The following is a 25,367-nucleotide window of genomic DNA, read 5'->3' on the forward strand; positions in this document are numbered from 1 at the left end:
GGGCCTGGTTGATTCACTGTGTATGCCGTCTTACTATCTATTAATCAATTAGATTACAAAAGTTTGGCAAAAAATAGTGAAGACGCCACTGATTACCCGCAAGGGCTATGTAAAATTACGCGAAGAGTTAGATTATTTATGGCGTCAGGAAAGGCCCGAAGTGACCAAAAAGGTAACCTGGGCGGCCAGTCTGGGCGATCGCAGTGAAAACGCAGACTATCAGTACAACAAAAAGCGGCTTCGTGAAATTGACCGTCGGGTGCGTTACCTGCGCAAATGTTTAGAGTATCTGAAGGTGGTTGACTACAACCCTCAGCAAGAAGGTAAAGTTTTTTTTGGTGCCTGGGTAAGCATAGAAAACGAGACTGGTAAAACCATGACCTTACGAGTTGTGGGTTATGACGAAATTTTTGGCCGAAACGATTATATTTCAGTCGACAGCCCCATGGCCCGATCGCTGATTGGCAAGACAGAGGATGAGGAAGTTCTGGTAACAACAGAAGCCGGTACCTTTGAGTGGTGGATCACCCACATAAAATACGACCCCACCGACAAAGCCTGAGCTAGTTTTTATTCACATCGTGTCAGGCTGCCTTACGGCCATAACGCCTATGGTTGCACTTTTTTACGCATATCCTTGCGTTGGCTATTCTGTTTTTTGGCTTCTAAACGGCGCTTTTTAGCGGCCCGGCTAACCCGGGTTGGCTTGCGTTTTTTTCGTTCAATTAAGGCGCTGGCGATCCAGTCTTTAAGCCGGTTTTCTGCATCGAGCCGGTTTTGCTCTTGAGTGCGATAGCTTTGTGCTTTAAGTACAAATACCCCCTCGTTAGTAACCCGGGCATCTTGTTTGCTGAACAGGCGCTGTTTAATGTTATCCGACAACGACGAGGCGGCAATATCAAAGCGCAAATGAATGGCGCTGTTTACCTTATTTACATTTTGACCACCCGCGCCCTGTGCCCGAATAGCGGCCATATCAACTTCATTATCTGCTAAGCGAATTGAGGGGGTGATTACAATCATAAAGCCTCTGAGATCTCCTGGGTTATTAGCAAACTTAACGTAAATTACTGTATTAAAACGTTTCTACGCAAGTTTGTTTGGTAAAGTTGTCACAATGTAGCAAAAATTTAAAAATAATCCTTCAACCTCTTATATCTTGTCTATACTTAATATTATTTGCTTTTGTGATTGTCAGGCCGGTTTTAAGTTAGCGCGGTGTGGCGGGTTCACTTAACCATCCAGACACTATTATATAGCTTTTAAGGAGACGACATAAGGACATGCAGCAAATCCCTCTTTATCATAGACTTGATGGCAACTTGCAGTTAGCACAAAAACTTATCCAACGCTTTTCTACCAGCTTACCCATTCTTATTGTTCGACTTACTTTAGCGCTTAAAGTTGAAGATATCCCCCGTGCCCGCAGTCAAATTGCTATGCTCAAAGAAGTAGCCAGCGCCTTGGCCGCGCAGGAAATAATTAATGAATTAAACGCCCTGGAAGCCCATATTGATGACTCGCTGACAACCCCTACGCCAGGGTGTGTTTACTACTGTGTCGAACACATCGCTACTACATTTAACCAGCATATAGAAGCCTGTCGTCCAGCCTAACTGCAGGTGAAATACACAGGCTGGTTAAGAACAACAAAGGCCCTTCTCCATACCGGCATCAATGTTATACTAATGCCCACATTCATTCATAAAGACCAGGGCCCCTGAAGACAACTTATTGTTGCCGGCGGTCCTGGGCAAACGAGCATCGTATTACCATTATGATTACACAAACTCTTGCCACCGAGCTGGCGGTAAAGGCCGCTCAGGTAGAAGCAGCGGTTGCGCTATTAGATAACGGCGCTACGGTTCCGTTTATTGCACGTTATCGTAAAGAAGCAACCCAGGGATTAGATGACAGTCAGTTGCGCACCCTAGAGCAACGACTGACCTATTTACGTGAGCTACAAGACCGAAAACACGTAATTCTAAAGTCGATTCAAGAGCAAGGGAAACTGTCTGAAACTCTGAAAAATCAAATATCAGAGGCAGCCAGCAAGACCACATTAGAAGACCTGTACCTGCCCTATAAACCTCGTCGTCGTACTAAGGGCCAGATTTCTATTGAAGCCGGTCTTGAGCCCCTGGCTAATGCCTTGTTTAACGATACACAGCAAGATCCTGAAAGCCTTGCTGCCAGCTATATAAACCCACAACAAAAAGTGGCAGACACCAAAGCCGCTCTTGAAGGTGCCCGATTTATTTTGATTGAGCGTTTTGCTGAAGATGCTGCCCTGCTTGGTAAGATTCGGCATTATTTAACTGAAAACGCGTTTATTGAAAGTACTCTGGTTAAGGGTAAAGAAAAACAGGCCCAAAAATATAAAGATTACTTTGCTCACAGTGAGAAGCTCAAAAGCGTTCCATCTCATCGGGCATTAGCCATGTTTCGCGGTCGAAACGAGGGGCTTTTACAAATTCAGTTAAACGCCGATCCACAACAGGAAGACCCGCAAGCCTCTTCACATTGTGAACAGCTTATTGCTCAGCATTACCAAATTATGCATCGCGGCCGCCCGGCAGATGATTTTATGCAGCAGGTGGTAAAGTGGGCGTGGAAAGTAAAAATCTCGTTGCATATGGAAACAGAGCTATTCAGTGCCCTGCGAGAACGTTCAGACACCGAAGCAATTAGCGTATTTGCAAAAAATTTGCACGACCTTTTAATGGCCGCACCTGCGGGTGCCAAAACAACAATGGGTCTGGATCCGGGTTTACGTACTGGGGTAAAAATTGCAATTGTGGATAATACCGGCAAGGTTTTGTCTACTAACACAATTTTTCCCCATGCTCCGCAAAACCTGTGGGACAAGTCGGTACGTACACTGGCCAATCTGTGCAAACAGCATAAAGTTGAGCTTATCAGTATTGGTAATGGTACGGGCTCGCGAGAAACCGATAAACTGGTTTCTGAAATGCTGAAAAAAGACAGCACAATAAAAGCGCAGAAGATCATGGTCAGCGAAGCCGGGGCCTCGGTCTATTCGGCCTCTGAACTGGCTTCTAATGAATTACCTGATATGGATGTTTCGTTACGCGGCGCAGTATCTATTGCCCGGCGCCTGCAAGACCCCCTTGCCGAGCTGGTGAAAATTGAGCCAAAAGCTATTGGTGTGGGCCAGTATCAGCATGATGTTAGCCAAAGTCAGTTAGGCAAATCGCTGGATCGCGTTATTGAAGACAGTGTAAATGCGGTAGGCGTTGACCTTAATATGGCCTCGCCTGCGTTACTGAGTTATGTCTCTGGTCTGAACAAAACACTGGCGCAAAATATTGTTCGTCACCGCGATACTCACGGCGCCTTTGCTAACCGTAAGGCGCTATTAAAGGTAGAACGACTTGGGCCAAAAGCCTTTGAGCAGGCGGCGGGTTTCTTACGTATTTACCAGGGCGACAATCCACTGGACCAATCCGCGGTGCACCCCGAGTCTTATCAGGTGGTTGACACCATAGCTTCGCAAACTCAGGTGACATTAAGCGAATTGGTTGGTAATTCTGAATTACTTAAACAGTTAGATGCAAATTCGTTTACCAGCGAACACGTGGGGTTACCTACGGTACGTGACATTTTAGCTGAGCTGGACAAACCGGGACGTGATCCGCGCCCTGAGTTTAAAACCGCCGCGTTTAAAGAAGGGGTTGAAACCATTGCTGATCTGACCGTCGGCATGGTACTGGAAGGGGTTATCAGCAATGTTGCAAACTTTGGGGCCTTTGTAGATGTAGGCGTACATCAGGATGGTCTGGTCCATATCTCAGCATTGACCGATAAATTTATCTCTGACCCCAGAGAGGTGGTCAAAGCGGGTGATATAGTTAAGGTAAAAGTGATGGAGGTTGACGTGCAGCGCAAGCGTATTTCATTTTCTATGCGCTTAGATGACACGCCAGGGGCGCCCAAACCCGCCAGGTCTGCAGCTAAAAGCACAGACAAAAAACACAAACCTTCGGCTAAACCTGCAGGTAGAGCAGCGCGCTCTGCTCAGCCGTCTAATGGTGCAATGGGAGATGCGTTTGCAAATGCATTTGCCAAAGCAAAAGACAAGTAAACTTAATCAGTACAACGTCAGGCGCGGGCTGCAAAGCCTGGGTCTGGCGCTTGAGCATTACTGTCATACACCTGTTGAATTCTTAGCATGCGCGCCTGCATGGTCGGCTTGTCATAGGCATCTGCTTGTAACAACCCGGCGCTAAACAACCCATCGTTGTCTGTAGGTGTATTTTGCTCTGTCTGAGTGCCTCTAAAATCTGTGGGTGTCTGGTTTGGGCTTTCAGCACTGGCTAACTCGTTGCGCGCCTGCTGTTGGGTCACCGCCGCTTGCGCAGCTACTTTACGGTCTTGTGCTGAGGGCTCGGCCGGAGCTAACGCGGCGCGGCGTACCTGCGACATTTTTTCGATAGTTTGTTGCGCAGTAGCGGCTTTACTTACATCAATGCTAACCTCGCCGTCGGTGACGTAGCGCCGGTTGTCAGGCCCGGTGGTATATTCATAACTGGGCGCGCCGGCATACTTTCCTCCCGCAACAGCATGTGCCTGCTCGTGAGTTCTGACTTCTGTATCGCGCTGTTTAAGCGCCTCAATTTTTGCTTCACGGGCCTGCTGTTGTTGACGTTGTTCGGTATTTTCACGCCCGGCACTTTGTTGGTCAGGGTTTTTCTCGCCCGTTTGAGCAGATGCGGCTTGCGGGTCTGCTACGATATTATTGAACGGTTTGTCGTAGGTGGCCGCCACTTGCTTTTGCACTGAAGCGCGCGCTTGCTCAGCGTCGCTGCCCACCCCCTGCTGAGTACGGTTTTTGTCAGCTTCAGCATTCGCTGGAATAGACTCACGAAGTAAATTATCGCGCCGCGCTGCTTCGGTAGCAATATTGGCGGTGGGCAGCGCAAATTGGGTGGGCAACGGCGTGACAATATTCATAGTATTAAGCTAACGTATCGATTAAACGCCCGAGGGTATCGTTGCTAACCTCCAAAATACGCGCGGCAGCCTGCCCTTGGGTGTTGCTGTACTGCAACGCGAGCACATCAAATGTCAGACCGGTTGCTGAGGACACATTACCTGGTATGCTTTGGGCTGCGTTGGCAGGCCCCGGCAAACTATTTTGCAGTGTATTACCGGCCTGCGCGAGATTTTTTTCAGCGAGATTCTGAGCCGCTTCCGTCATACCTGCTGAAGCATTGTCTAATGCATAGCGGGCGCTCCCGTAAGCGGGTATTGTCAGTGACGTTCCCAAACTATTAAGCATCTTGCTTCCTTATACACTGCGACTCATAGCCAATGAGTAATTATTGACCAACCACAAGCAAATGTAAAAGTTTATATAAACGAAAAGCGGTAGAGAGGTAAGCCTATCAGGATAAAAATTGTCGAATCGCATCCGCGGTTTTGTGCGGATGCGAAATAAAGGGCGCATGTGACGCCTTAGACAAAACAATGGCATCACAGCCAGGATGCAGCTCACAGATAGGGTCAATAGCACTGACCGGTACCAGGCTATCAAGTCTTCCGAAAATACGTAATGTAGGTTGTTTTATCTGAGTGATGTCGCTGCGCAAGTCTTCAGTTGATAATAGCGCCAGGGCGTCAGCTAACGCAGCCTGGGAAGGGTTTGGGTAGGTCGCCATAGAACTTTTAATCAGCTTAATGTCCTGACGAGCGGTGTCGCTGCCCATCGCCTGAATGGCTAAAAAACGCTCCAGTGTTTTTTTATAATCGGTCACCAGGTCATGCTCAAACTGTTTAAGCAAAGCAGGCGCTATACCCGGCCAGCCAGGGCCAGCAATAAAGCGCGCAGTAGACGCCACAGTGATTAATTTTTGAACCTTTTGCGGCGCGATTAACGCCAGTTGCTGCGCTACAAGCCCCCCTAGTGACCAGCCGACCAATACGCAGTTATCTGGTAACACCTTTTCTATTTTTGCTGCCAACGTTGCCACGGTATAAGCGCCAGGAACATGTAAATGATTTTCACCAAAGCCCGGTAAGTCGATGGTTGTGACCCGAAACGTCTGAGTTAGCAGTGGTACAAATTCAGCAAATACGCCGCTGTTCATACCCCAGCCATGTAAAAAAACCAGATCTTTTCCTGTGCCCTGGGTACGGGTTATCAGCTCAGAAGCTTTGTTATTCTGTGAGGTCACCGTTTTATCCTTTATCGACTTAATGAAACAATACGTATGAAAAACTTATGCCAACCGCAGAAACCGCAGATAACGACCTGGCTAAAAAGGTTTATCCCCAAAACCAGCTGCATACTTTGCAGGCAGTCCAGTTTTACGCTGGTGTGTCAGTATTGTGAGCATGATACCTGTTTTTTTCATCATGATGACGGTCCGCGCAATCTTTTGCTACGTCCTGAAATTGCCAGGCACGTTCGCCATGCGCATTATTCAACGTTAATCGCTTGTGGGTACTACGAGTGGCCATTGGATTCGCTGATCACCAAACTGAAGTTTGGACAGGATTTGCGCTGCGCCAAGCCGCTAGGCCAATGGCTTAATAACAGTATTTCTAATCAACTGGCCATAAACCGGCCTGAACTATTATTACCGGTTCCGCTCAGACCATTCGGATATTGGTCGCGACAGTTTAATCAAGCGCAATTATTGGCTCAGAGCATAGCAAAGGCCAGCCAGATTGACGTATTTTACGGATGGGCGAAACGTGTAGGAGGTCAGGCGCAGCACCAACAAAACAAAGTGCAGCGCCTGATTAATTTACGCAATGCTTTTGAAGTACTGCGGTTGCCACCGGTACGCTCGGTGGCAATTGTTGATGATGTTGTAACCACCGGCTGTACCGCAGATGTTTTGGCTGGCTTGTTACGTCGTCAGTACCCCAACCTTGATATTCAGGTATGGGCACTGGCCGTCACACCACCGCGCCGTCATCGCTAACGTTTAAGCTGACCGGTTTGGTACAACGCATTGCTCATGAGTTTGTCTGTACCATACCAATAACCACGAAAATGTACATTATCGACAAAACCCACAACCACACCCTGCCCCAATGGTTGGGCTATAATGGCTGCGCTGTTGCTGATCATCGCTACCAGTTCATCGGCGCTGTAGCCTGCCACTAATGGGTCAGCCTGATAAATCGCCGGCGTAGTAAACGGCGAGTTATCTGACTTAACAATCATATTGTTGGTTTTAAACAGGGGCAGTGTATCGTCGCTGTAACCGAACAGTAACGGATGTGTGGTGTCGATATTAGCGTGGTAAACCGAACCGGCTATTATTTTTTTTGCTTGTCGAGCACGCTGGTCGGCAAACTTCAGGCCGTCTTTGGTAAAAGCATCATCAACAATATCGTTATCGATCACTTCCATATCAAGCCACTGCTGTTTTTCAAAAAACTTCAGGGCTGTACGCATACCAATCAGCGTACCACCGCTTTGTACCCAGCGTTTAATTTTCTGACGCGTTGACGCAGGTATTCCACCGTAGCCGCCACTGGCAAAAATAATGTGGGTGTAATCTTTTAAAGACAACCGGCTGAGTCTGCTTTGCTCAACAATAGCAGCCGCCAGCCCCACTCGCGTATCGAGATAATGCCAAATTTCACCAACTTCGTATTCGCGGGTACCCACACCACCAATAATCATTACTTTAGGCTCACTGACCGTAGTCATATCACGGCTGCCCAAATCAGGGCCTGACTGCGTAAATCCGCTACTCACCGAATAAATCGGGACCTGATGTTGCTGACTTAACGTTTGCAACAGGTTAGTCAGATTTTGCGGCTGCTCAAGGGCTGCAGAAATTATCATTGTGCCAGCGTCAAATGCATGACTTTCCCCATTCGCCAATGAAGCGGTAAAGCCGGTAGACGAAGAGCGTACCTGTGCCCCGGCTTCTAGCAAACTTTGTAACAATGCAGGCGCGTAATAGTGACGCCAGTCAATAGCATAGGCGTAAGCGTCATTAGCTACCTGAGGTAATACCTGAGCTTCAGGTGCATTATCGGTCAGACTCACTCGACGTCGCTGCCCCTTGCTCACCGCTTCATAGGTAAGATTAAACGCTAAGGGCAGGTTCCAGTTCGAAACATCATAAAAGGTGTTATCGGCAAATGACTGACGGGTAGAAAACAAGGATTTTACCAACCGATAAGCGGGCTGATCCAATGGCACAAAAATAGCTTCACCCGCATCAAACGATTGCTTTTTCACCGACGCTTTGTCGGCCAGCCACTGGTATTGAATACCGTGCTGGTCTAACAAGCTGAGCATCTGTTTGAATCTTGCGGTATCGGCAGGCTGCCCAACGATGAACCCAAACGTGCTGTCTTTAGCGATTAGCTGGTCGGTGTCCTGAGCAAACTCTTTTTGATAGGCCAGCAAGGCAGGCTTATTAGCCATTGCCCCTTTAAATGTACTTAGCGAGGTAGTTACCTGGTTGGCAATGGTGTCGGCAAACGACAAAGGGCCATTAATCGTATCTTGCAAGTGTCCACGGCTACTGGCCTGTTCAAACAGAATGCCTACGGTCCCTAACGCGTCTGGATAAGACGACCCTTTACCGTAATAAAAGTCATCAAAACTTTCTTCAGAAAAATACAACTGTCCCGCTTTGTCCAAGGCTTTTACATGATATTTTGCTAAGGCTTCAGTCAGGGTCACATTCCCTTTAGGCGTATTAGGGTTTTTACGACTCGGTACCCCGGGTTGGAAAAAGTATGTGCTGTTCGGGCCCATCTCGTGGAAGTCTGTTAACACATGAGGACGCCAGCGCTGAAACTGTTTAATACGGGCGCGGGACTCAGGGTGGGTAAGCAATAGCCAGTCGCGGTTCAGATCAAACCAATAGTGGTTTGTACGCCCTGATGGCCAGCCTTCACGATGCTCGCGATGCTCAGGATCTGCCACCAGTTGCTGGCCTTTATGCATGTTCGCCCATTGAGCAAAACGCGATAACCCATCGGGGTTGAAAGAGGGGTCAAGCAGAACAATATTATCTTGTAACAAGGCATCGACCGCCGGGCTATTTCCTGCACTCAGATAGTAGGCAATCAATAGTGCGGCATTTGCCCCCGAGGGCTCGTTACCGTGGATACTATAGCCCATGTACAGAATCAGAGGGGCGGTTTTATCTTCTGCCTCGCCCTGCTTTAATTTGCTAATATGCTGCTTACGCATTGCCTCCAGATTTGGCTGATTTTCAGGGGCCGTTATGGTTAAAAGCAATAAGGGTCGGTTTTCGTGAGTACGACCGGTTTCCTGAATGCTGACTCTGTCAGACGCTTCAGCAAGCTGGCTCATATAACCCACCAGCTGGTCATGGCGCACATGCCATTGGCCTACATTAGCGCCCAAATACGACTCCGGCGTCGGGATATCAGGGTTGTAAGTGGTGTTTTCAGGTAAAAAACTGGCTGCAGAGCGGCCTGTTTTGTCGGTACCTGTACTGGCTGTAGCGGCCGTTACCGTCATCAGCGCCAGCGAAGAAAGTAGCAGCACGACAAAGTGCCGCGTGGTTTGGCCGGTAAGCGCAACTAACTTTCGCATAAATCTAAGTTTCCGTTTTCGTGGTAAAGCTCAATGAACCTGATAGCAAAATGCCATCAATACTTGACTGTTTTACTCAAGTAAATTTGTTATTATAATATCCAAATACGATTCAACGCAGGACTTGGTAATGATTACTATATCAGAAGAAGCACAGGCTCATTTTGCAAAATTACTGGAAAAACAGGAATCCGGCACTAATATCCGTGTATTCGTCGTAAACCCTGGTACATCGTCTGCCGAGTGTGGGGTTTCTTACTGTCCGCCTAATGCGGTAGAAGATACCGACATGCGCTTTGAGCTCAACGGCTTTGATGCGGTGGTTGACGCTGAAAGCGCACCTTATCTGGAAGAAGCCGAAATTGACTATGTAACTGACCAGATGGGCTCGCAGTTAACCTTAAAGGCACCTAATGCAAAAGCGCGTAAGGTCGCTGATGACGCCCCATTGGTCGAGCGGGTTAACTATATGATTGAGTCTGAAATCAACCCTCAGCTGGCCAGCCATGGTGGTCATATTGTGTTAGCCGAAATTACTGAAGAAGGCTACGCCGTATTGCAGTTTGGAGGCGGTTGTAATGGCTGTTCAATGGTCGATGTGACCCTTAAAGAAGGCATTGAAAAACAAATGCTTGAAGAGTTTGCTGGTGAGCTGGTTGGCGTAAAAGATGCTACCGAGCATGAAGCCGGTTCGCACTCTTACTACTAATTTCAATACAAGGGTTATGAAACCAACTTCGTCTTCGCCTGCCAGCTGGTTTACGTTATCGGCCAGCTGGCGCCGTTTTAAATGGGGCTTGGGTGTCTTTTTAGCGGGCATGGCGGGATTATTGTTAACAGGCCACGGGCATCCCGTGGCTTACTACATGAGTATGACGATATTACTGAGCGGTTTCGCACTGGCTATGACAGGTTATGCAGGGATCTTCTGGCAGCGCATTAGCGGCCTTAATCCTCGTCGAAAATCAACTTATCGTGATAATTAAACCGGTACAACACCACCGCAAGCGTAACCCCCCGCGCCAGTAAAAAAGCCAATAAGGCAAACCACAGCGCTATATTTCCGTGCGCTTTAAATAGCCACCATACCGGAAAAAACACCCCCAAAGCACTAATAATCATAGTATCGCGCATGGCAGCTGAGCGTGTTAATCCTACAAATACCCCATCGAATAAGAAACACCAGTGTCCGACCAGCGGCAATAAAATCATCAGGGGCAAGTACGGCAAGGCCGCTTCAAATAATGATGGTAAGTTGGTCAGCAGGCCAATAATGTGGGCTCCGCCCATCCAGAATATTAGCGCATACCCCAGTGCAAACATACTGGACCAAAATAGTCCTCTATGGGTATGAGTCATCACCGCTTTAGAGTCGCGCCGCCCGGTCGCCTCACCTACAAGAGCCTCCACTGCATAAGCAATACCATCGAGCCCTAACGCTATAAGCACAAAAAACTGCATCAATATTGCGTTCACCGCTGCGGCCGTTGCACCATACCGGGCGCCCTGCAAGGTGACGAATGCCAGGCACAATTGCAGCGCCAGATTACGTAACAGCATATTGCCATTCAAACGCATTAGCATTTTGCGCGCAGCAGCATTAAACCAATGCCATTGTACGGGGGTAAAACCAACCTGTCTCAATGCCACCAGCATGGCCGCCCCAGCCATAAAGGTTTCGGCCAGTACGCTGGCCAACGCCACACCACCGACCGACATGTCCAATCCAAAAACAAACAGCACGTCCAACCCGGCGTTTAAGAGGTTTCCCACTATTTGGATTACCATCACGGCGCGAGTTCGTTGTTGGCCTACAAGCCAGCCAACCAACACCAAGTTCAGCATGGCCGCCGGTGCACCCCAAACCCTTACGCTAAAGTAAGCACTTACAAACTGACTTACTTGAGAGCTGGGATTGGCTAAGGTTAATCCGGCTTGTAATACCCAGCCTTGTACTAACCACAACGCAATACCTAAAATTAACGCCATTGCGCATGCCTGATACAATACTTTTGCGGGCTCAGCAGAACCCGCCGCAGCGCCGCGAGCCTGGGCACTGAGACCGGTCGTCGACATACGTAAAAAACCGCAAACCCAATAGATTTGCGTTAATATGAGAGCGCCTATAGAGGCTCCGGCCAGCATCGCAGACGAATCCATATGCCCCATCACTGCCGTATCCACCAAACCTAGCAATGGGGTAGTAATGTTTGCCAAAATCATCGGCAGTGCCAGTGCAAGTAAATGCTGGTGCGCCTTTAGGCCTGTTAGCGGGGCTGATTGATTCACTATTTACAGTACAAAATCGAAAGGAGTTGCCGTGCAGTTTATCATGAGTGTCTTTGTTTGTTTCTGGCTATTGTTGATCAGCTTTGCGGCTGAGAGTAAGCAGGATAGTCCTTCGGTACATAGCGCGCCTATTTTGCTGTATCACCATGTAGCTGACGATACACCTGCAAGCACCAGTATTTCAGTTGAACAATTTAAACAACATATGGCCTATATTAACGAACATCATACGGTATTACCCCTGACTGACATTGTCGCGGCTATTAAGGCCAATGAAGCGCTGCCTTCTAACGCGCTGGCTATTACCTTTGACGATGGTTACAAGAACATTCTGACCAATGGTCACCCGATTCTTTCTGACTATAATTTTCCATATACTATTTTTATCAATCCGGCAGAAATTGGACAGCGTGCCAATCAGCTTAGCTGGGATGAAGTAAAACAGTTGCAAAATGAAGGTGTTTTATTTGCTAATCACACGATGAACCACCTGCATATGTTGAACAAAGAAGACAATGAATCTGAAGATGAGTGGCTAGAGCGGGTATGGAGCAATGTTTCTGAGGCTCAGACTGTGTTGGAACAAAAGACAGGCACCACGGTAAAATATCTGGCTTATCCGTTTGGTGAGTACAACCAGGCATTAGCTCAGCGTGTAGAACAAGAAGGCTATGTTGGCTTCGGTCAGCATTCCGGCGCTGCGGGGCCCACCTCGCAAATATCAGCTCTCCCCCGCTTTCCTGCTGCCGGACCTTATGCCAGTCTTAAAAGCCTTAAAACAAAGATGGCCAGTCTGGCATTACCGGTTACACGTATCAGCAGCCCTGAGCCACAACGAGATTTTGAAGCACCCGGCGCCATCACCCTGACTATCAATGATGAAAAGATAGATTTAGGCCGGGCCAGCTGCTATTTCAATGGTAACAAAATTCGCAGTCAGTCTGATGAACAACAATTATCGTTCACTTTAGAACAAACTCTGCCTACGGGCCGCTCGCGGGTTAATTGCACGGTTCCATCAAGTCAGTTTAGTGGGCGCTACTACTGGTATTCGCAACCCTTTTTTGTAGCGAATAAAGAAGGTAAATACCCAGACTAGAACGTGTTTTAACCAGGCTACATAAAACTTTTACAATATAACCGCGTGGGTTCGTGTTTATTTTAAACCGCACTACCCCATCGTGGTTAGTGTAGGCAGGCTTGCCTTTAGTTAATCAAAATTCAGGCACATTCAGTTTGGATACGTGCCACTATTAGAGTGAGTATCCATAGTTCTACGTATAGTTTTATATAGCCCAGAGAACTCAAATTATCTAACCAAATGCTTAGAACTAACCCTAACTTCAGCTATAAAATTTAAAGGCGTCTGCCTCGACCTTTTGCTGGCATCTACGTAAGTTTTTGGGTTTATGCTGCTTTCTTGTTTTAGCTTAAAAGCCTACGGATTTTTGCAGCTGAACGAAGCGGCTGGTGCTGTGTTGCTCAGTGAATCCCAGCGCTATGTAGAACTGCAAAGCTTCGATATTTTGCAGCTCTACATCCAGGGTTAACGTTTGTTTAGATAAACTCTTTGCCTGTTGAACAATAAACTCAATAAGCAGGCGCCCAATACCTTGTCGTTGATAATCTGAATGTACGGCAAGGTGTCCGATGTTAAGCTCATGTGCTACAGGCGCAGACAGCTCAGCAGTTAATTCCTGGCTTCGATGTATTATTTTTAGCGCCTGTTCTGAGCCATAAAAACGTGTGATAGATTGTAATGTGTCACGGTCAAACTGCACCCCTAATTCACTATGCCAACAAGTAACTAACCCCACCACCTCATTATCTTGTACTGCAACCCAGTGTTGCTGGTACCCGTACTGTCCAGTACGTTGATGCCAGGCGTCATGTAAAAAATTTAACGCCGTGGATGTATTACCCTGTCCAAAGATAGCAACCAGCAACTCTTCACCGGCAGTAAGAAGCAAAGGCACTGCTATCGGACCATCTGAGTCTTCAGCGGATCTCACATACAGAGTTTTAGTCACCGGTAGTTAGACACAACGATGGGCATATCTGCCACAATGTGGTCGGGGCTGACTATCGATATCTGACCTACTTCGGCTCTTGGCTTAAATCGCCCCACCACCTGGGCCTTCGGCGAAACGACGATGACAGAAGCACTATGATCTACCAGGTAATCAGTTTGCTCGGTACTTTCGCTCAGGGAATAAACTAAACCGAAACTACGTACCAGTGGAAAGATTTCTTCATGGCTACCGGTGGCGGCAATAAACTCATCGTTAAAATAGCTTTTGTAGCTGGAAAGCCGTTCTGGAGTATCGCGCTGGGGGTCAACCGACAAAAACAAAACCCTGATTGGGTACTCACTCTCAATATTTTGCAGTTGCGGATAAATGCGGTTGAACCCTGCCATGGTAGCCGGACAAATATCGGGACAATAGGTGTAGCCTAAAAATACCAGGGTCCACTGGTTCTGGAGACTTTGGGCATTCAGGTTTTCACCGTTTGCCTGCGTTAACTGAAAGTCGGGCAGCGTTCGAGCGACGGGATAAAACTGGAAGTGTTCAGGCTCTGAAGCTGAAATGGCATTATCTGGCGGCGATATTGTTATCGCCGCCCAAATACCGCCCGTAAATGCCGCTGCCAGCACTATCCCTATTAATGTGTTTTGTTTCATAGTGTCACGGGTATGTAATGGTCAACAAGTAGAACGACAAACAATACCATGAGATGAACAATTGAAAACCGGAAAGTTTTCATAGCCCAACCCGGTTTATCGTTAAACTTTAATTGCCAGGCGTACCACACAAAACCAGCATTAAGCGCTGTACTGCCTATCAGATAGATCAGATACGACATGGCGGTTAAATACGGTAAAAAACCAACCAGCATCAACAGTACGGTATAGCCTAAAATCCAGGTTTTGGTAAACGCATCGCCGTGGGTGACGGGAAGCATAGGAATGTCTGCTTTGGCGTATTCTTTTTTGCGGTGAATAGCTAAAGCCCAAAAGTGTGGAGGGGTCCAGGTAAACACAATCAGAACCAGAAGCAGAGCATGAGAATGAATCTCACCGGTAACAGCGGTCCAACCTAACAGGGGAGGTGCTGCGCCGGCCAGCCCCCCAATTACAATATTCTGGGGCGTGGCCCGTTTTAAAAATAAAGTATAAATACCGGCATAACCTACCAGTGAGGCCAAAGTAAGCCATGCCGTTAGCCAGTTCACCCAAAGTGCCAGACAGCTAAACCCTAATGACCCCAGTATCAGGGCAAACCAGAGCGCCGAGCCCACCCCAACGTGGCCTTTCGCCACCGGTCGGTTATAAGTTCGGGCCATTTTGCTGTCAATCTTGTGATCAACAACATGGTTGATCACCGCAGCACTGCTGGCCAGTAGTCCTATACCAGTGAGGCCGGCTATTAAGATGTTAACGGGTACCAGGCCAGGCGTAGCCAGACACATGCCTACCAATGCAGTTAGCAATAATAGCATCACTACTTTGGGCTTGGTCATTTCATAAAAATGCTGCCAGTTTAACGAAACACGAGCCTGATTTTGTTCCTGCTCGCTTACCTCCACCCATTTAGCCATGAGCATTTTCCTGTAAATGTGCCAACTGATACGTTATCCAGACCATTATCAGTAGCAGGCACGCTGCCACAAAGTTATGCGCAACAGCAATAGTAAGCGGCAGACTCATAACCACATTACTGATCCCCAAAAGAACCTGTGCAATAAGAACCAATATCAGCGCGGCGCCGGCAGTATTCATTAGTTTCGATTTTAGGCGTAGCAGCCCAATTCCCATCGCCAGTAGATAAACAAATGTAACCAATGCTCCCGCCCTATGCACAATATGCATGGTCATACGTTCAGAATAACCGTGTACGCCAAACTCGTAATTTTCAGCCACCGGGACGCTATAGGCGCCAGGCATATCAATTTGAGTCCACCACTGGCCTTCACAAACCGGAAAGTTGGTACAGGCTAATGCTGCGTAGTTGGCTGATGTCCATCCTCCAAGCGCAATTTGGCATCCTAAAATAGCCATCCCAAAAAATGCAAAGCCCAATAATCGACGAGTGGATTTGAGCCGGTCTCGGCACAAAACGGGATGTAAACGCAAGTACATTACAAACAGACAACACAATACCGCAAATCCGCCCAGTAAATGCCCCATAACGACTACAGGCAACAGGTTCATCGTCACGGTCCACATGCCAAGGGCAGCCTGAAAGACCACCAATACGCATAAAAATAGTGGCAGTCCCATAGGCATATTAGGATCGCGGCGTTTGGCAGACCATATTGCAATAGCAAAAATAAGCAGCCCCAAAGTGCCCGCCAAATAGCGGTGAATCATTTCGCTCCAGGCCTTGCTGGCTTCTAATGGGCGCTCAGGAAACGCCTGATTAGCCGCGGCAACTTTATCGCTGGATGCGGGTACAAATAATTCGCCATAACAACCAGGCCAGTCTGGACACCCAAGTCCAGCATCGGTTAGCCGGGTATAGGCTCCCATCACAATAACTGTTACCGCTAACAACAAACTGCACATTACTAATTTTTTCATGCCAGGATATCCTTGTCTGGTTTAGCCTATACGAGACAGCTTTAGCAATTTACGAACATCGGCCAAAATATCCCGGCTCCCCAAAATTGCTTGCTCGCGACGCTTAGAAATGGTGTATCGCAACATGGCATTATTCATCGTGTCGACCACCAAAACGGTACTGCGGTCGGCCATAGGCATTGTAGGTGATTCAAGCACCTCTATGTTTTGCTCGCGCTGAAGCTGGATAACCTTTTGAGTGTCACTTTCAGAAGAATAAAGAATGGTTGGCTGGGCTCTATCGGTTTCCCGACCCAGCGCCAGCCACACTTGCTGAATACTGTATATGGCATTTTCACATACGTCGTCGCACTGAGCCGGCAAATGATAAACTAATCGCCACTTGACGGGTTGTTCGCTTAAATATCCCGAGTAATCCATAACAGGCTGAATTAGCTCACCTTTGTTAGTTACCCCCTGATTAAACCACTGATTGTCCAGGGCCAGCTTGGCTAACACGACCGGCAATACAAAGATGGCCATTACTGTAAGCATGGTCGTATGTTTATTTTTGCTTTGTTTGAACATGGCTCTTACCTCTGGAAAAAAACACAATACCGGCAATAACAGCGGCGGCTATAGCTAGCCCAAACCACTGAATTGCATAACCAAGATGTTTGTCCGGTGGCATGACGACAGGTTGCCAGTTTCTGACAAACTGCGTGTCTGATGGCTGCTGAAGTTGCACGACATAAGGAACAAAATCTTGCTGCGTCACCTTTTCAATATGCTGTAAATCGACTTGTTGAATGAGCAAGGTACCGTCAACAATGTGATGGGCAGTTTCACGCACCACCGGATTGTTTTCAGGAATGCTGACAATACCCTGGGCACTTGTTAACCGGGCAGGTAACAACACTTTTGGAAGCTGCGCCCGCGAAAAGCTGGCTGCGACCCAGCCAAAGTTAACCAGTACCTGACCGGCGTTGGTGGTTACCGGCGCGAGTACCTGATACCCAACACGGCCGTTCTCAATCTGATTATCAAGATAAATAATATAGTCAGATTGTAACCGGCCATAAAAAGCGACCGGATAATCACGAATGTCTTGTGTTGCGTTTTTTAGCTCGGTTAAAGAAAGAGGGCCATTGAGTTTTTTTTGCGCTATGCTAGCCAAACGTAAAGATTTTTCTTCCATACGCTCAAGCTGCCAAACACCAAGACGTACCATAATAAGAATGGCCAGCACGGTCAGGCTTAGTCCCAGTAGCCAGCGACGTGAAGAATAAAAAGTCTGTCTGGAGGGTTTATGCTGGTTAAAATCATTGTTGTGGCGTTGCTTATTTACATGATTGTAAATTTGTTTTTGGCTATGCGGGTTATGCTGAAAGACAATTCGCCAGGCAAGCCCATGAGCAAATACATCGGACGCCGAGTGCTGACATCCGTGTGTATCGTGCTTATAATTCTGCTGGCTCTGGCTACCGGTCTGATTCATCCAAACCCCCGTCCCTACTGATGCTACTTAGCATTAAAGAATGTAGACAAAGACAAACAACATAACCCACACTACATCAACAAAGTGCCAGTACCAGCTTCCTGCCTGAAACGCAAAATGAGTGTCAGGGGTGAAGTGACCTTTCAAAACCCGTCCCAATAGCACCATTAAAATAATGGTTCCCAGTGTCACGTGCATTCCGTGAAACCCAGTTAATAAGAAAAATGTATTACCATAAATGCCAGATTGAAGAGTTAGCCCAAGATCCCGATAGGCATGGATGTACTCTTCTACCTGCAAAACTAAAAAAATGCAGCCCAACACAATAGTGAGCCCTAGCATCCAGGTAAGTTGTTTACGTTTGTTTTGCTCAAGACCGGTATGAGCGAAATGTAGCGTTACCGACGATACCAGTAAAATTAGTGTATTGATGGCTGGCAATCCCATGGCTTCCATTTGTTGGGTGGTGGTACCGTTGGGTGTAGATAATAATGGCCACATGGCTTCAAACTGGGGCCACAAAACAGCATTGGTCATTGCGTTGTTCGAGTCCCCACCGAGCCAGGGTATTGATATCATTCGTGCGTAGAACAAGGCACCAAAAAATGCGGCGAAAAACATCACTTCTGAAAAGATAAACCACCTCATACCCTGGCGATAAGAACGCCCAAGCTGTGCACTGTAAAGACCAGACATAGACTCATCTATCTGGTTTTTGAACCAGCCTACCAGCATGACCAGTAACGCGACTAAACCCGCGCCTAATAAAATTGAACCATAGCCGCTGGTTTCTTTAGTGGTATCGATCACCACATTGCCGGCGCCTACCGCTATTAAAAAGAGCGCCACGGCGCCGACAATAGGCCACGGGCTTTGCGCCGGTACATAGTATTTTTCATATGGCTGTTGCATGACTTTCTCCTGTAGCACCTAGGCGCTGTCGACTAGGGTGTAGCGCTGGTGCGTTTCAGATACGGGTTATCTTTGGTATCTAGCGTGTCGGCGCGAGCCGTCACGTCATATAACGTGTACTGCACGGTAAAATACGAAATATCGGCCGGTATTTGTGGGTCAACATAAAACGACATAGGCATAACCGCTTCGTCACCCGCAGCGAGCGGCTGTTGGTTGAAACAAAAACATTCTGTTTTATTTAGAAATATAGCTGCCTCACCTGGCGATACAGAAGGAATGGCTTGTGCTATATAATTGGTTCGCATAGGGTTTCGAACATAAAACTCAACAGTCGTAAGTTCGCCGGGATGAACTTTCAGGCGCTTCGTTCGCGCCTGAAATTCCCAGGGCATACCCGTATTAGTACGGGTTAAAAATTCGACTGTGATAAGACGAGATTTGTCAATTTGATTGGGCTGATACACTGCAGCCGTAGTGGCAGTTTTGCCATTAATGCCAGCCACATCACAAAACACATCGTAAAGCGGCACTAAGGCAAAACCAAAGCCAAACATCCCCACCACAATAACCACCAATCTGATTACCATGTTTTGGTTAGAAGCTCGGCCCGACATGTTACTTCACCACCGGTGGGGTTTCGAAGGTGTGGTAAGGCGCTGGTGAGGGGATTTCCCATTCTAAACCATGAGCACCATCCCAGACTCGATCAGAGACCGGCTCGCCTTGTTTGCGACAAGCCTGAATCACCAGTGCCAGAAAGATAAGCTGGGATAAACCAAACGCAAAGCCCCCAATACTGATCCACTGATTAAAGTCAGCGAATTGCAGTGAGTAATCGGGAATCCGGCGAGGCATGCCCGCTAAACCAACAAAGTGCATAGGGAAAAACAGTACATTCACCGAAACTAGCGAGCACCAAAAATGCCATTTAGCCAAGGTAATATTAAACATACGCCCGGTCCACTTCGGTAACCAGTAGTACACCGCTGCCATAATCGAAAAGATAGCGCCGGTTACTAGTACATAGTGAAAATGGGCAACCACAAAATAGGTATCGTGATACTGAAAATCGACCGGAGTAATAGCCAGCATTAACCCCGACAAACCACCAATGGTAAACAGTACAATAAATGCCAGTGCAAACATCATAGGGACTTCAAAGGTCATTGACCCGCGCCACATGGTCGCAACCCAGTTAAATACCTTTACCCCGGTGGGAACCGAGATGAGCATAGTGGCAAACATGAAAAACATTTCCATGTATACCGGCATGCCCGTGGTAAACATATGGTGCGCCCAAACCACGAATGACAACAGGGCGATTGAAGCGGTGGCATATACCATCGAGGCATAACCAAAAAGCGGCTTTCTGGCAAAGGTCGGCACGATCTGCGAGATAATACCGAAGGCGGGTAAAATCATAATGTAGACCTCGGGGTGACCAAAGAACCAGAAAATATGCTGGAACATAACCGGATCGCCGCCACCAGCTGCATCAAAGAAACTGGTGCCAAAGAATTTGTCGGTCAGTACCATGGTGACCGCTCCGGCTAATACTGGCATTACCGCGATCAACAAAAACGCAGTGATCAACCAGGTCCATACAAACAGTGGCATTTTCATCCAGGTCATACCTGGGGCGCGCATGTTAAAAATCGTTACGATCACGTTAATGGCGCCCATAATGGATGAGATTCCCATTATATGGACCGAAAATACAAACAGCCCGGTGCTGTCATTACTGTAAGTTGTTGACAAGGGAGCATAGAAAGTCCACCCGAAAGCCGGGCCTCCCCCTTCCATAAATAACGAACCCAACAAAATGGCAAAGGCAAACGGCAGAATCCAGAAGCTCCAGTTATTCATTCTGGGCAATGCCATATCAGGTGCGCCAATCATCATAGGAATCAGCCAGTTAGCTAATCCGGTAAACGCTGGCATTACCGCGCCAAATACCATGATTAACCCGTGTACTGTGGTCATCTGATTAAAAAAATTGGGCTGGACAATTTGTAACCCGGGTTGAAATAATTCAGCCCGTATTACCATTGCCATCGCGCCGCCTACCAAAAACATAATAAATGCGAACCACAGATAGAGGGTTCCGATATCTTTGTGGTTGGTGGTAAGTACCCAGCGCATCATACCTTTTGGAATATGATGCTCGTGATGTTCATGATGATCGGGATTCAATGCCAATTCATCCGCGATCGTGGCCTCATGCGAGGTCGTGTTTGTCGGTTTCGTCATGAAGCCCTCCTATTGGCCGTTGATGAATGCATTTACATCTTTGGGCTGAACCACTTCTTCGGTATTATTACCCCACGCATTACGCTCATAAGTAACAACTGCCGCTAATTCTCTAAGGCTTAGCATTTTTCCAAAAGCCTGCATTGCCGTACCGGCCTTACCGTTAACCACAATATCTAAATGTGCCTGCATATCTTCAGTGGCGATTTGGCTGCCTTTAAGGGCAGGAAATACCCCTTTTAAGCCTTCACCATTAGGCATATGGCATGCCGCACATGCTGCGTTGTATACCTTTTTACCTTCACTCATAAGATCATCCATACTCATACTCATGGCTAACAATCGCAGCTCTTCCGCTTCGGCTTCTTGTTTGATCTGCTGCTGATTGGCCATCCAGGCATCAAATTCTGCAGGCTCTTTGGCAATCACTACTATCGGCATAAAGCCATGATCCTTCCCACATAGTTCGGCACACTGGCCCCGATATAATCCGGGCTCGTTCACCTTGGTCCAGGCTTCGTTGATAAATCCGGGATTCGCATCTTTTTTAACGGCAAAATCAGGGACCCACCACGAATGAATAACATCGTCAGAGGTGATTAGAAAACGCACTTTTTGGTCGGTAGGAATTACCAATGGACGGTCAACTTCTAACAGGTAGTTTTGACCTTTTTCATAACGATTTTCGATTTGTTCGCGCTGGGTTGCCATTAACGAATAAAAGCCAATGTCTGAGTCCATGTATTGGTAATGCCACTTCCATTGTGACCCTGTTACTAACACCGTCATATCTGGTTTACTGGTATCTTCCATTGCAATAAGCGTTTTGGCGGCAGGAAAAGCCATAAATATCAGAATTAAAAAAGGCACTACCGTCCAGGCAATTTCAACTTTCACGTTTTCATGAAATTTAGCTGGTTTAGCACCGCGAGAACGTCGATGCAGATAAATAGAAATAAACATAGCGCCAAACACCACCACGGCGATGACGACACATATGGTAAACATGAGCATGTGCAGATCGTAGACCTGGCCACTGATGTCAGTTACGCCTTTACGCAAGTTAAGTGTGGTAGCTTCTTTTACAGCACTATCTGCGGCTATTGCACCTGTAAATGCAGAGGTTGTTGTTAGTGTCCCCAAAGCCATCAATACGATATTCGTGAGCCTGTTCACTCAGCACCTCCGTGATGGACGAATCTCAGGCGCATCTTTGTGGCTGTAGACTCGTGTTGTTACGACCAATCCGTTATCGGTGTTTTATCTATTTGTTATTCTTATGTTAATAACAGTATAAGAATTAAACAAATTTCACTCAGAGTCTAGTGTTTTGATAAATTTTTATACAAAAAGGTGACAACATGTTGATTCACGTAGTGCTTTGACCCCTTTTTCAGGCGCGATGACAAGTCACTGAAGCAAACAATGGTAAACGGGTGGGAGGTACTATTTGATGATAAGGGGTAAACAGGTAAATGGCAGAATGATGATTAGAAGATAAGTATTAGAAAAGAAGAAAAACGGCAACTTTGCGTTGCCGAAAACACTGTTTTACATCCAGTCGGCGTTACGAATAACACCCACTGCTAAGCCTTCAATAGCAAAGGGTTGAGACGATAAATCAACTTTAATGGGAGAAAATTCATCATTTTCAGCGTGAAGCAACACTTCGTGACCACGCTTTTCAAAACGCTTAACAGTGACATCGTCTTCAACGCGGGCAACCACTACCTGACCGTTATGGACATCGGTAGTGCGGTGGACTGCCAACAGATCCCCATCTAAAATGCCAATATCTTTCATGCTCATGCCATCTACGCGCAACAGAAAATCGGCATGGGGTTTAAATAAATCGGGAGCCACCTGATAGTGACTTTCAATATGCTCTTGCGCCAAAATAGGTTCGCCAGCGGCTACCCTACCAATTAAAGGAAGACCAATGACCTCGTTTGCCGCATCATCTTCTAATGGCGAGGTTAAACGAATGCCCCTTGAGGTACCTGGTAGAATCTCGATAGCGCCTTTACGGGCCAGAGCTTTAAGGTGTTCTTCAGCCGCATTGGCTGACTTGAAACCAAGTCGCTGAGCGATTTCTGCCCGGGTAGGAGGCATTCCCGTGTCTCGCATATTGGTTTTAATAAGTTCGAGTACTTCTGTTTGTCGGGGAGTTAGTGGACGCATACACAGCCTGGTTTTTCATACAGTTATTTATGAGTATATACACGTACTTACAGATCGCAAGGTTTTGCACTGCATTTTGTAGATAAATAACGTATTTTTCTTAAAATTCGCGCAATAACCCTCATCAAACCTGCAACCACGGGCATATCGGTCTGTGGTCCCAGCAGGTATACTACGCTTCTTTGATTTTCATTCGGTATTTTTATGCTTTTAAATGATGTATTACGTCGTCTGCGTTTTGCACTAAGTCTGGACAACAGTGCTACCCTTAATGTGTTTAAGCTTATGGATTATACGCTGGAAGAAGAGTATCTGACGGCCATGATGCTGCGTGAAGACGAACCAGGATTTTTACCATGCAGAGACAAAATACTGGGTTTATTTTTAGATGGACTGATTATAAAACAGCGCGGCCGCAAAGAGGGCGCTCAACCTACTGTGCTGGCATCTAACCAGCGACTGTCTAATAACGATATTTTACGTAAAATCAAAATCGCAATGAACTACCAGCAAGACGATATGATGCGTATTTTACGCGCCGCTGACTTTCCGGTAGGCAAAAGTGAGCTCACTGCCTTATTCCGAAAGCCTGACCACCGCAGCTACCGGGTTTGTAAAGATCAGTTATTGCGTAACTTCTTACAAGGTATGGTCATTGAGCTTCGTCCCGATGCTCGCCGCAAAAAATAAACACGCACCAACTTCACCGCCGATCTTACTAACGACCCGTTGCGTTTTAATAACTTGCGTTTAACTGTATGGAGTCATTATGCAACAGGTCGTCATTGGTACCGAATATGGTACTCACAATTTAGCTACTCAGGACGTTGATACCCCCATTCCAAAAGCGGGTGAAGTATTGATCAAAATGAAAGCCGCGTCGCTAAATTATCGTGACTGGGAAGTGGTAAATGGTCAATACCATGAAAACTTCCCCACGGGCATGGTGCCTCTGTCAGATGGGGCTGGAGAGGTGATTAAGGTAGGTAATCAAGTAACCTCCTTTGCCCCCGGAGATCGGGTTATAAGTAGTTTTTGGCAGGGCTGGCAAAGCGGCGAACTTAAGGACTCGCCCGCAGCAAAGTCGTTAGGCGGGCCCCTGGGAGGATGCCTCAGTGAGTACCAGGTTATCGCGGCCAGTGGTTTGGTAAAAATGCCAGCGTCGATGACATTTGTTCAAGCCGCTACCCTGCCTTGCGCTGCGGTCACAGCATGGCAAGCACTTATCACCAAAGGTAATATTAAAAGCGGTGATTGGGTCCTCGTTCAGGGTACAGGCGGTGTATCAATGTTTGCCCAGCAGCTCGCATTAATGCACGGGGCCCGGGTAATTACGCTTTCTTCAAGCGACACCAAGCTAGATACTGCAAAGCAAAATGGAGCTTTGCACACCATTAACTATCAAACCACGCCTGAATGGGCTGTCGATGTAAATCGGCTGACCCACGGCCAGGGTGTTGATCATATCGTTGAGGTAGGCGGTCCCAATACTCTTTCACAGTCCTTAGCCTGTATTGCACCGGGCGGACAAATCAATGTAGTGGGATATTTGGGTGGTAAAGATGGCAGCATAAACCCATTACAAATTTTGCAGGCTCATGCCACAGTCAGGGGGATTGCCGTAGGCCCGACAAGTTCACTTCAGGCATTGTGCAATGCTATAGACGCTAATGGACTAGAGCCTCTCATCGATCGCGAATTTCAGTGGCAGGATTACCGCCAGGCGTTTGATTATCTGGCATCTGGTAACCACCTGGGCAAGATAGTCCTTACTTTTTAAATAGGGCAATCTGCTCTTGTATCACTGAGTCAGCTTTTTACGGGTAAGCGGTAGTGCATTTGTATGAGGCTGGCTTAATTCAGCCGCTTTAATCTCAAACGGCTTCGGTAAGCCATAATCCCAGCGGTGCTAATTTCTCAAGCTAAATTCAAAACTATGTTGGGCCCGATAGCAAAGTATGGGCCCAACATGCAAATAGTGGGTGTCCATGAATAAAGTGTGGGTGTCCAAAGCCTATGCACAAGCCAAACTCAAAACTATGTTGGGCCCGATAGCGAAGTATGGGGCCCAACATGCAAATAGTGGGTGTCCATAAGCTCTTTTGTAA

At 47.2% G+C, this 25,367-nt stretch carries 27 protein-coding genes; 10 read left to right on the plus strand and 17 right to left on the minus strand.

Features of this window, described 5'->3' with window-relative positions; translation table 11 throughout:
- Positions 1–76 precede the first annotated feature (76 nt).
- Complete coding sequence (greB, locus tag JK130_RS10250) at positions 77–562, plus strand: transcription elongation factor GreB (RefSeq protein WP_218354219.1); 486 nt, start codon at positions 77–79, stop codon at positions 560–562.
- Between the two features lie 47 nt (positions 563–609).
- Here the strand turns inward: greB and arfB are convergent, their stop codons facing one another.
- Entirely contained in the window at positions 610–1,023 is a 414-nt protein-coding gene (gene arfB, locus JK130_RS10255; protein WP_218354220.1) for an alternative ribosome rescue aminoacyl-tRNA hydrolase ArfB, read from the minus strand.
- A gap of 260 nt (positions 1,024–1,283) precedes the next feature.
- Here arfB and JK130_RS10260 point away from each other — a divergent pair, with 260 nt between their 5' ends.
- A complete protein-coding gene (locus tag JK130_RS10260; RefSeq protein ID WP_218354221.1) occupies positions 1,284–1,616 on the plus strand; it encodes a hypothetical protein in 333 nt (110 codons plus the stop codon).
- A gap of 161 nt (positions 1,617–1,777) precedes the next feature.
- Positions 1,778–4,105 carry a Tex family protein gene (locus JK130_RS10265; protein ID WP_218354222.1) on the plus strand — a complete coding sequence of 776 codons (2,328 nt, stop codon included), beginning with the start codon at positions 1,778–1,780 and terminating at the stop codon, positions 4,103–4,105.
- Between the two features lie 17 nt (positions 4,106–4,122).
- Here the strand turns inward: JK130_RS10265 and JK130_RS10270 are convergent, their stop codons facing one another.
- The 3 genes from JK130_RS10270 to bioH all read right to left on the minus strand — a co-directional run bounded on the left by JK130_RS10270 (position 4,123) and on the right by bioH (position 6,197).
- Positions 4,123–4,974 (minus strand): putative metalloprotease CJM1_0395 family protein, encoded by an 852-nt coding sequence (locus tag JK130_RS10270; RefSeq protein WP_218354223.1) that lies wholly within the window; start codon positions 4,972–4,974, stop codon positions 4,123–4,125.
- A 4-nt stretch (positions 4,975–4,978) separates the two neighbouring features.
- Positions 4,979–5,302, minus strand: a complete 324-nt coding sequence (locus JK130_RS10275; protein ID WP_218354224.1) for a hypothetical protein — start codon at positions 5,300–5,302, stop codon at positions 4,979–4,981.
- 106 nt (positions 5,303–5,408) lie between these two features.
- On the minus strand, positions 5,409–6,197 hold the full coding sequence (bioH, locus tag JK130_RS10280) for a pimeloyl-ACP methyl ester esterase BioH (protein WP_343210994.1): 789 nt from the start codon (positions 6,195–6,197) through the stop codon (positions 5,409–5,411).
- Positions 6,198–6,338: 141 nt separating this feature from the next.
- Between bioH and JK130_RS10285 the strand changes: the two genes are divergently transcribed.
- On the plus strand, positions 6,339–6,953 hold the full coding sequence (locus JK130_RS10285) for a ComF family protein (RefSeq protein ID WP_218354225.1): 615 nt from the start codon (positions 6,339–6,341) through the stop codon (positions 6,951–6,953).
- Here JK130_RS10285 and JK130_RS10290 read toward each other — a convergent pair.
- Positions 6,950–9,565, minus strand: coding sequence for a M14 metallopeptidase family protein (locus JK130_RS10290; RefSeq protein WP_218354226.1), 2,616 nt, complete (start codon positions 9,563–9,565; stop codon positions 6,950–6,952). The two genes, JK130_RS10285 and JK130_RS10290, sit on opposite strands and share 4 nt — an antisense overlap.
- 130 nt (positions 9,566–9,695) lie before the next feature.
- Between JK130_RS10290 and nfuA the strand changes: the two genes are divergently transcribed.
- Both nfuA and JK130_RS10300 read left to right on the plus strand, forming a co-directional pair.
- Positions 9,696–10,274, plus strand: coding sequence for a Fe-S biogenesis protein NfuA (gene nfuA / locus JK130_RS10295; protein WP_218354227.1), 579 nt, complete (start codon positions 9,696–9,698; stop codon positions 10,272–10,274).
- A gap of 16 nt (positions 10,275–10,290) precedes the next feature.
- A complete protein-coding gene (locus tag JK130_RS10300) occupies positions 10,291–10,551 on the plus strand; it encodes a hypothetical protein (protein WP_218354228.1) in 261 nt (86 codons plus the stop codon).
- On the opposite strand, the gene JK130_RS10305 is transcribed toward JK130_RS10300, so the two are convergent.
- Positions 10,514–11,788 carry an MATE family efflux transporter gene (locus tag JK130_RS10305; protein ID WP_218354229.1) on the minus strand — a complete coding sequence of 425 codons (1,275 nt, stop codon included), beginning with the start codon at positions 11,786–11,788 and terminating at the stop codon, positions 10,514–10,516. The two genes, JK130_RS10300 and JK130_RS10305, sit on opposite strands and share 38 nt — an antisense overlap.
- A 97-nt stretch (positions 11,789–11,885) precedes the next feature.
- Between JK130_RS10305 and JK130_RS10310 the strand changes: the two genes are divergently transcribed.
- Positions 11,886–12,953, plus strand: a complete 1,068-nt coding sequence (locus JK130_RS10310; RefSeq protein ID WP_218354230.1) for a polysaccharide deacetylase family protein — start codon at positions 11,886–11,888, stop codon at positions 12,951–12,953.
- Between the two features lie 331 nt (positions 12,954–13,284).
- Here JK130_RS10310 and JK130_RS10315 read toward each other — a convergent pair whose 3' ends face one another.
- From JK130_RS10315 to JK130_RS10340, 6 genes are read right to left on the minus strand one after another with little or no spacing between them, the layout of a single operon-like run.
- On the minus strand, positions 13,285–13,830 hold the full coding sequence (locus JK130_RS10315; protein WP_218354231.1) for a GNAT family N-acetyltransferase: 546 nt from the start codon (positions 13,828–13,830) through the stop codon (positions 13,285–13,287).
- Positions 13,831–13,880: 50 nt separating this feature from the next.
- Positions 13,881–14,537, minus strand: a complete 657-nt coding sequence (locus tag JK130_RS10320; protein ID WP_218354232.1) for an SCO family protein — start codon at positions 14,535–14,537, stop codon at positions 13,881–13,883.
- Complete coding sequence (gene cyoE, locus JK130_RS10325; protein ID WP_218354233.1) at positions 14,534–15,454, minus strand: heme o synthase; 921 nt, start codon at positions 15,452–15,454, stop codon at positions 14,534–14,536. The genes JK130_RS10320 and cyoE overlap by 4 nt, the downstream gene beginning before the upstream one ends.
- The gene (locus JK130_RS10330) at positions 15,447–16,436 is read right to left on the minus strand and encodes a COX15/CtaA family protein (protein ID WP_218354234.1); all 990 of its coding nucleotides are present in this window, start codon (positions 16,434–16,436) and stop codon (positions 15,447–15,449) included. The genes cyoE and JK130_RS10330 overlap by 8 nt, the downstream gene beginning before the upstream one ends.
- Before the next feature lie 21 nt (positions 16,437–16,457).
- Positions 16,458–17,003, minus strand: a complete 546-nt coding sequence (locus JK130_RS10335) for a hypothetical protein (protein ID WP_218354235.1) — start codon at positions 17,001–17,003, stop codon at positions 16,458–16,460.
- Positions 16,981–17,664 carry an SURF1 family protein gene (locus JK130_RS10340; RefSeq protein ID WP_218354236.1) on the minus strand — a complete coding sequence of 228 codons (684 nt, stop codon included), beginning with the start codon at positions 17,662–17,664 and terminating at the stop codon, positions 16,981–16,983. The genes JK130_RS10335 and JK130_RS10340 overlap by 23 nt, the downstream gene beginning before the upstream one ends.
- Before the next feature lie 60 nt (positions 17,665–17,724).
- On the opposite strand from JK130_RS10340, the gene JK130_RS10345 reads away from it, so the two are divergent.
- Positions 17,725–17,934, plus strand: coding sequence for a DUF2909 domain-containing protein (locus tag JK130_RS10345; RefSeq protein WP_218354237.1), 210 nt, complete (start codon positions 17,725–17,727; stop codon positions 17,932–17,934).
- Between the two features lie 12 nt (positions 17,935–17,946).
- Here the strand turns inward: JK130_RS10345 and JK130_RS10350 are convergent, their stop codons facing one another.
- The 5 genes from JK130_RS10350 to lexA all read right to left on the minus strand — a co-directional run bounded on the left by JK130_RS10350 (position 17,947) and on the right by lexA (position 23,259).
- On the minus strand, positions 17,947–18,825 hold the full coding sequence (locus tag JK130_RS10350) for a cytochrome c oxidase subunit 3 (protein WP_218354238.1): 879 nt from the start codon (positions 18,823–18,825) through the stop codon (positions 17,947–17,949).
- A 32-nt stretch (positions 18,826–18,857) separates the two neighbouring features.
- Positions 18,858–19,442, minus strand: a complete 585-nt coding sequence (locus JK130_RS10355) for a cytochrome c oxidase assembly protein (protein ID WP_218354239.1) — start codon at positions 19,440–19,442, stop codon at positions 18,858–18,860.
- A 1-nt stretch (position 19,443) separates the two neighbouring features.
- The gene (ctaD, locus tag JK130_RS10360) at positions 19,444–20,973 is read right to left on the minus strand and encodes a cytochrome c oxidase subunit I (RefSeq protein WP_425514604.1); all 1,530 of its coding nucleotides are present in this window, start codon (positions 20,971–20,973) and stop codon (positions 19,444–19,446) included.
- 114 nt (positions 20,974–21,087) lie between these two features.
- Entirely contained in the window at positions 21,088–22,254 is a 1,167-nt protein-coding gene (coxB, locus tag JK130_RS10365; protein ID WP_343210995.1) for a cytochrome c oxidase subunit II, read from the minus strand.
- Positions 22,255–22,629: 375 nt separating this feature from the next.
- Positions 22,630–23,259: a transcriptional repressor LexA gene (lexA, locus tag JK130_RS10370; protein WP_218354241.1), complete on the minus strand. Its 630-nt coding sequence runs from the start codon at positions 23,257–23,259 to the stop codon at positions 22,630–22,632.
- Positions 23,260–23,463: 204 nt separating this feature from the next.
- Here lexA and JK130_RS10375 point away from each other — a divergent pair, with 204 nt between their 5' ends.
- A complete protein-coding gene (locus JK130_RS10375) occupies positions 23,464–23,949 on the plus strand; it encodes a YehS family protein (protein WP_218354242.1) in 486 nt (161 codons plus the stop codon).
- Positions 23,950–24,028: 79 nt separating this feature from the next.
- Positions 24,029–25,039, plus strand: coding sequence for a zinc-dependent alcohol dehydrogenase family protein (locus JK130_RS10380; protein ID WP_218354243.1), 1,011 nt, complete (start codon positions 24,029–24,031; stop codon positions 25,037–25,039).
- Positions 25,040–25,367: the final 328 nt, after the last annotated feature.

The sequence above is a fragment of the Alteromonas lipotrueiana genome, assembly GCF_019249245.1.
Taxonomy (GTDB): domain Bacteria; phylum Pseudomonadota; class Gammaproteobacteria; order Enterobacterales; family Alteromonadaceae; genus Alteromonas; species Alteromonas lipotrueiana.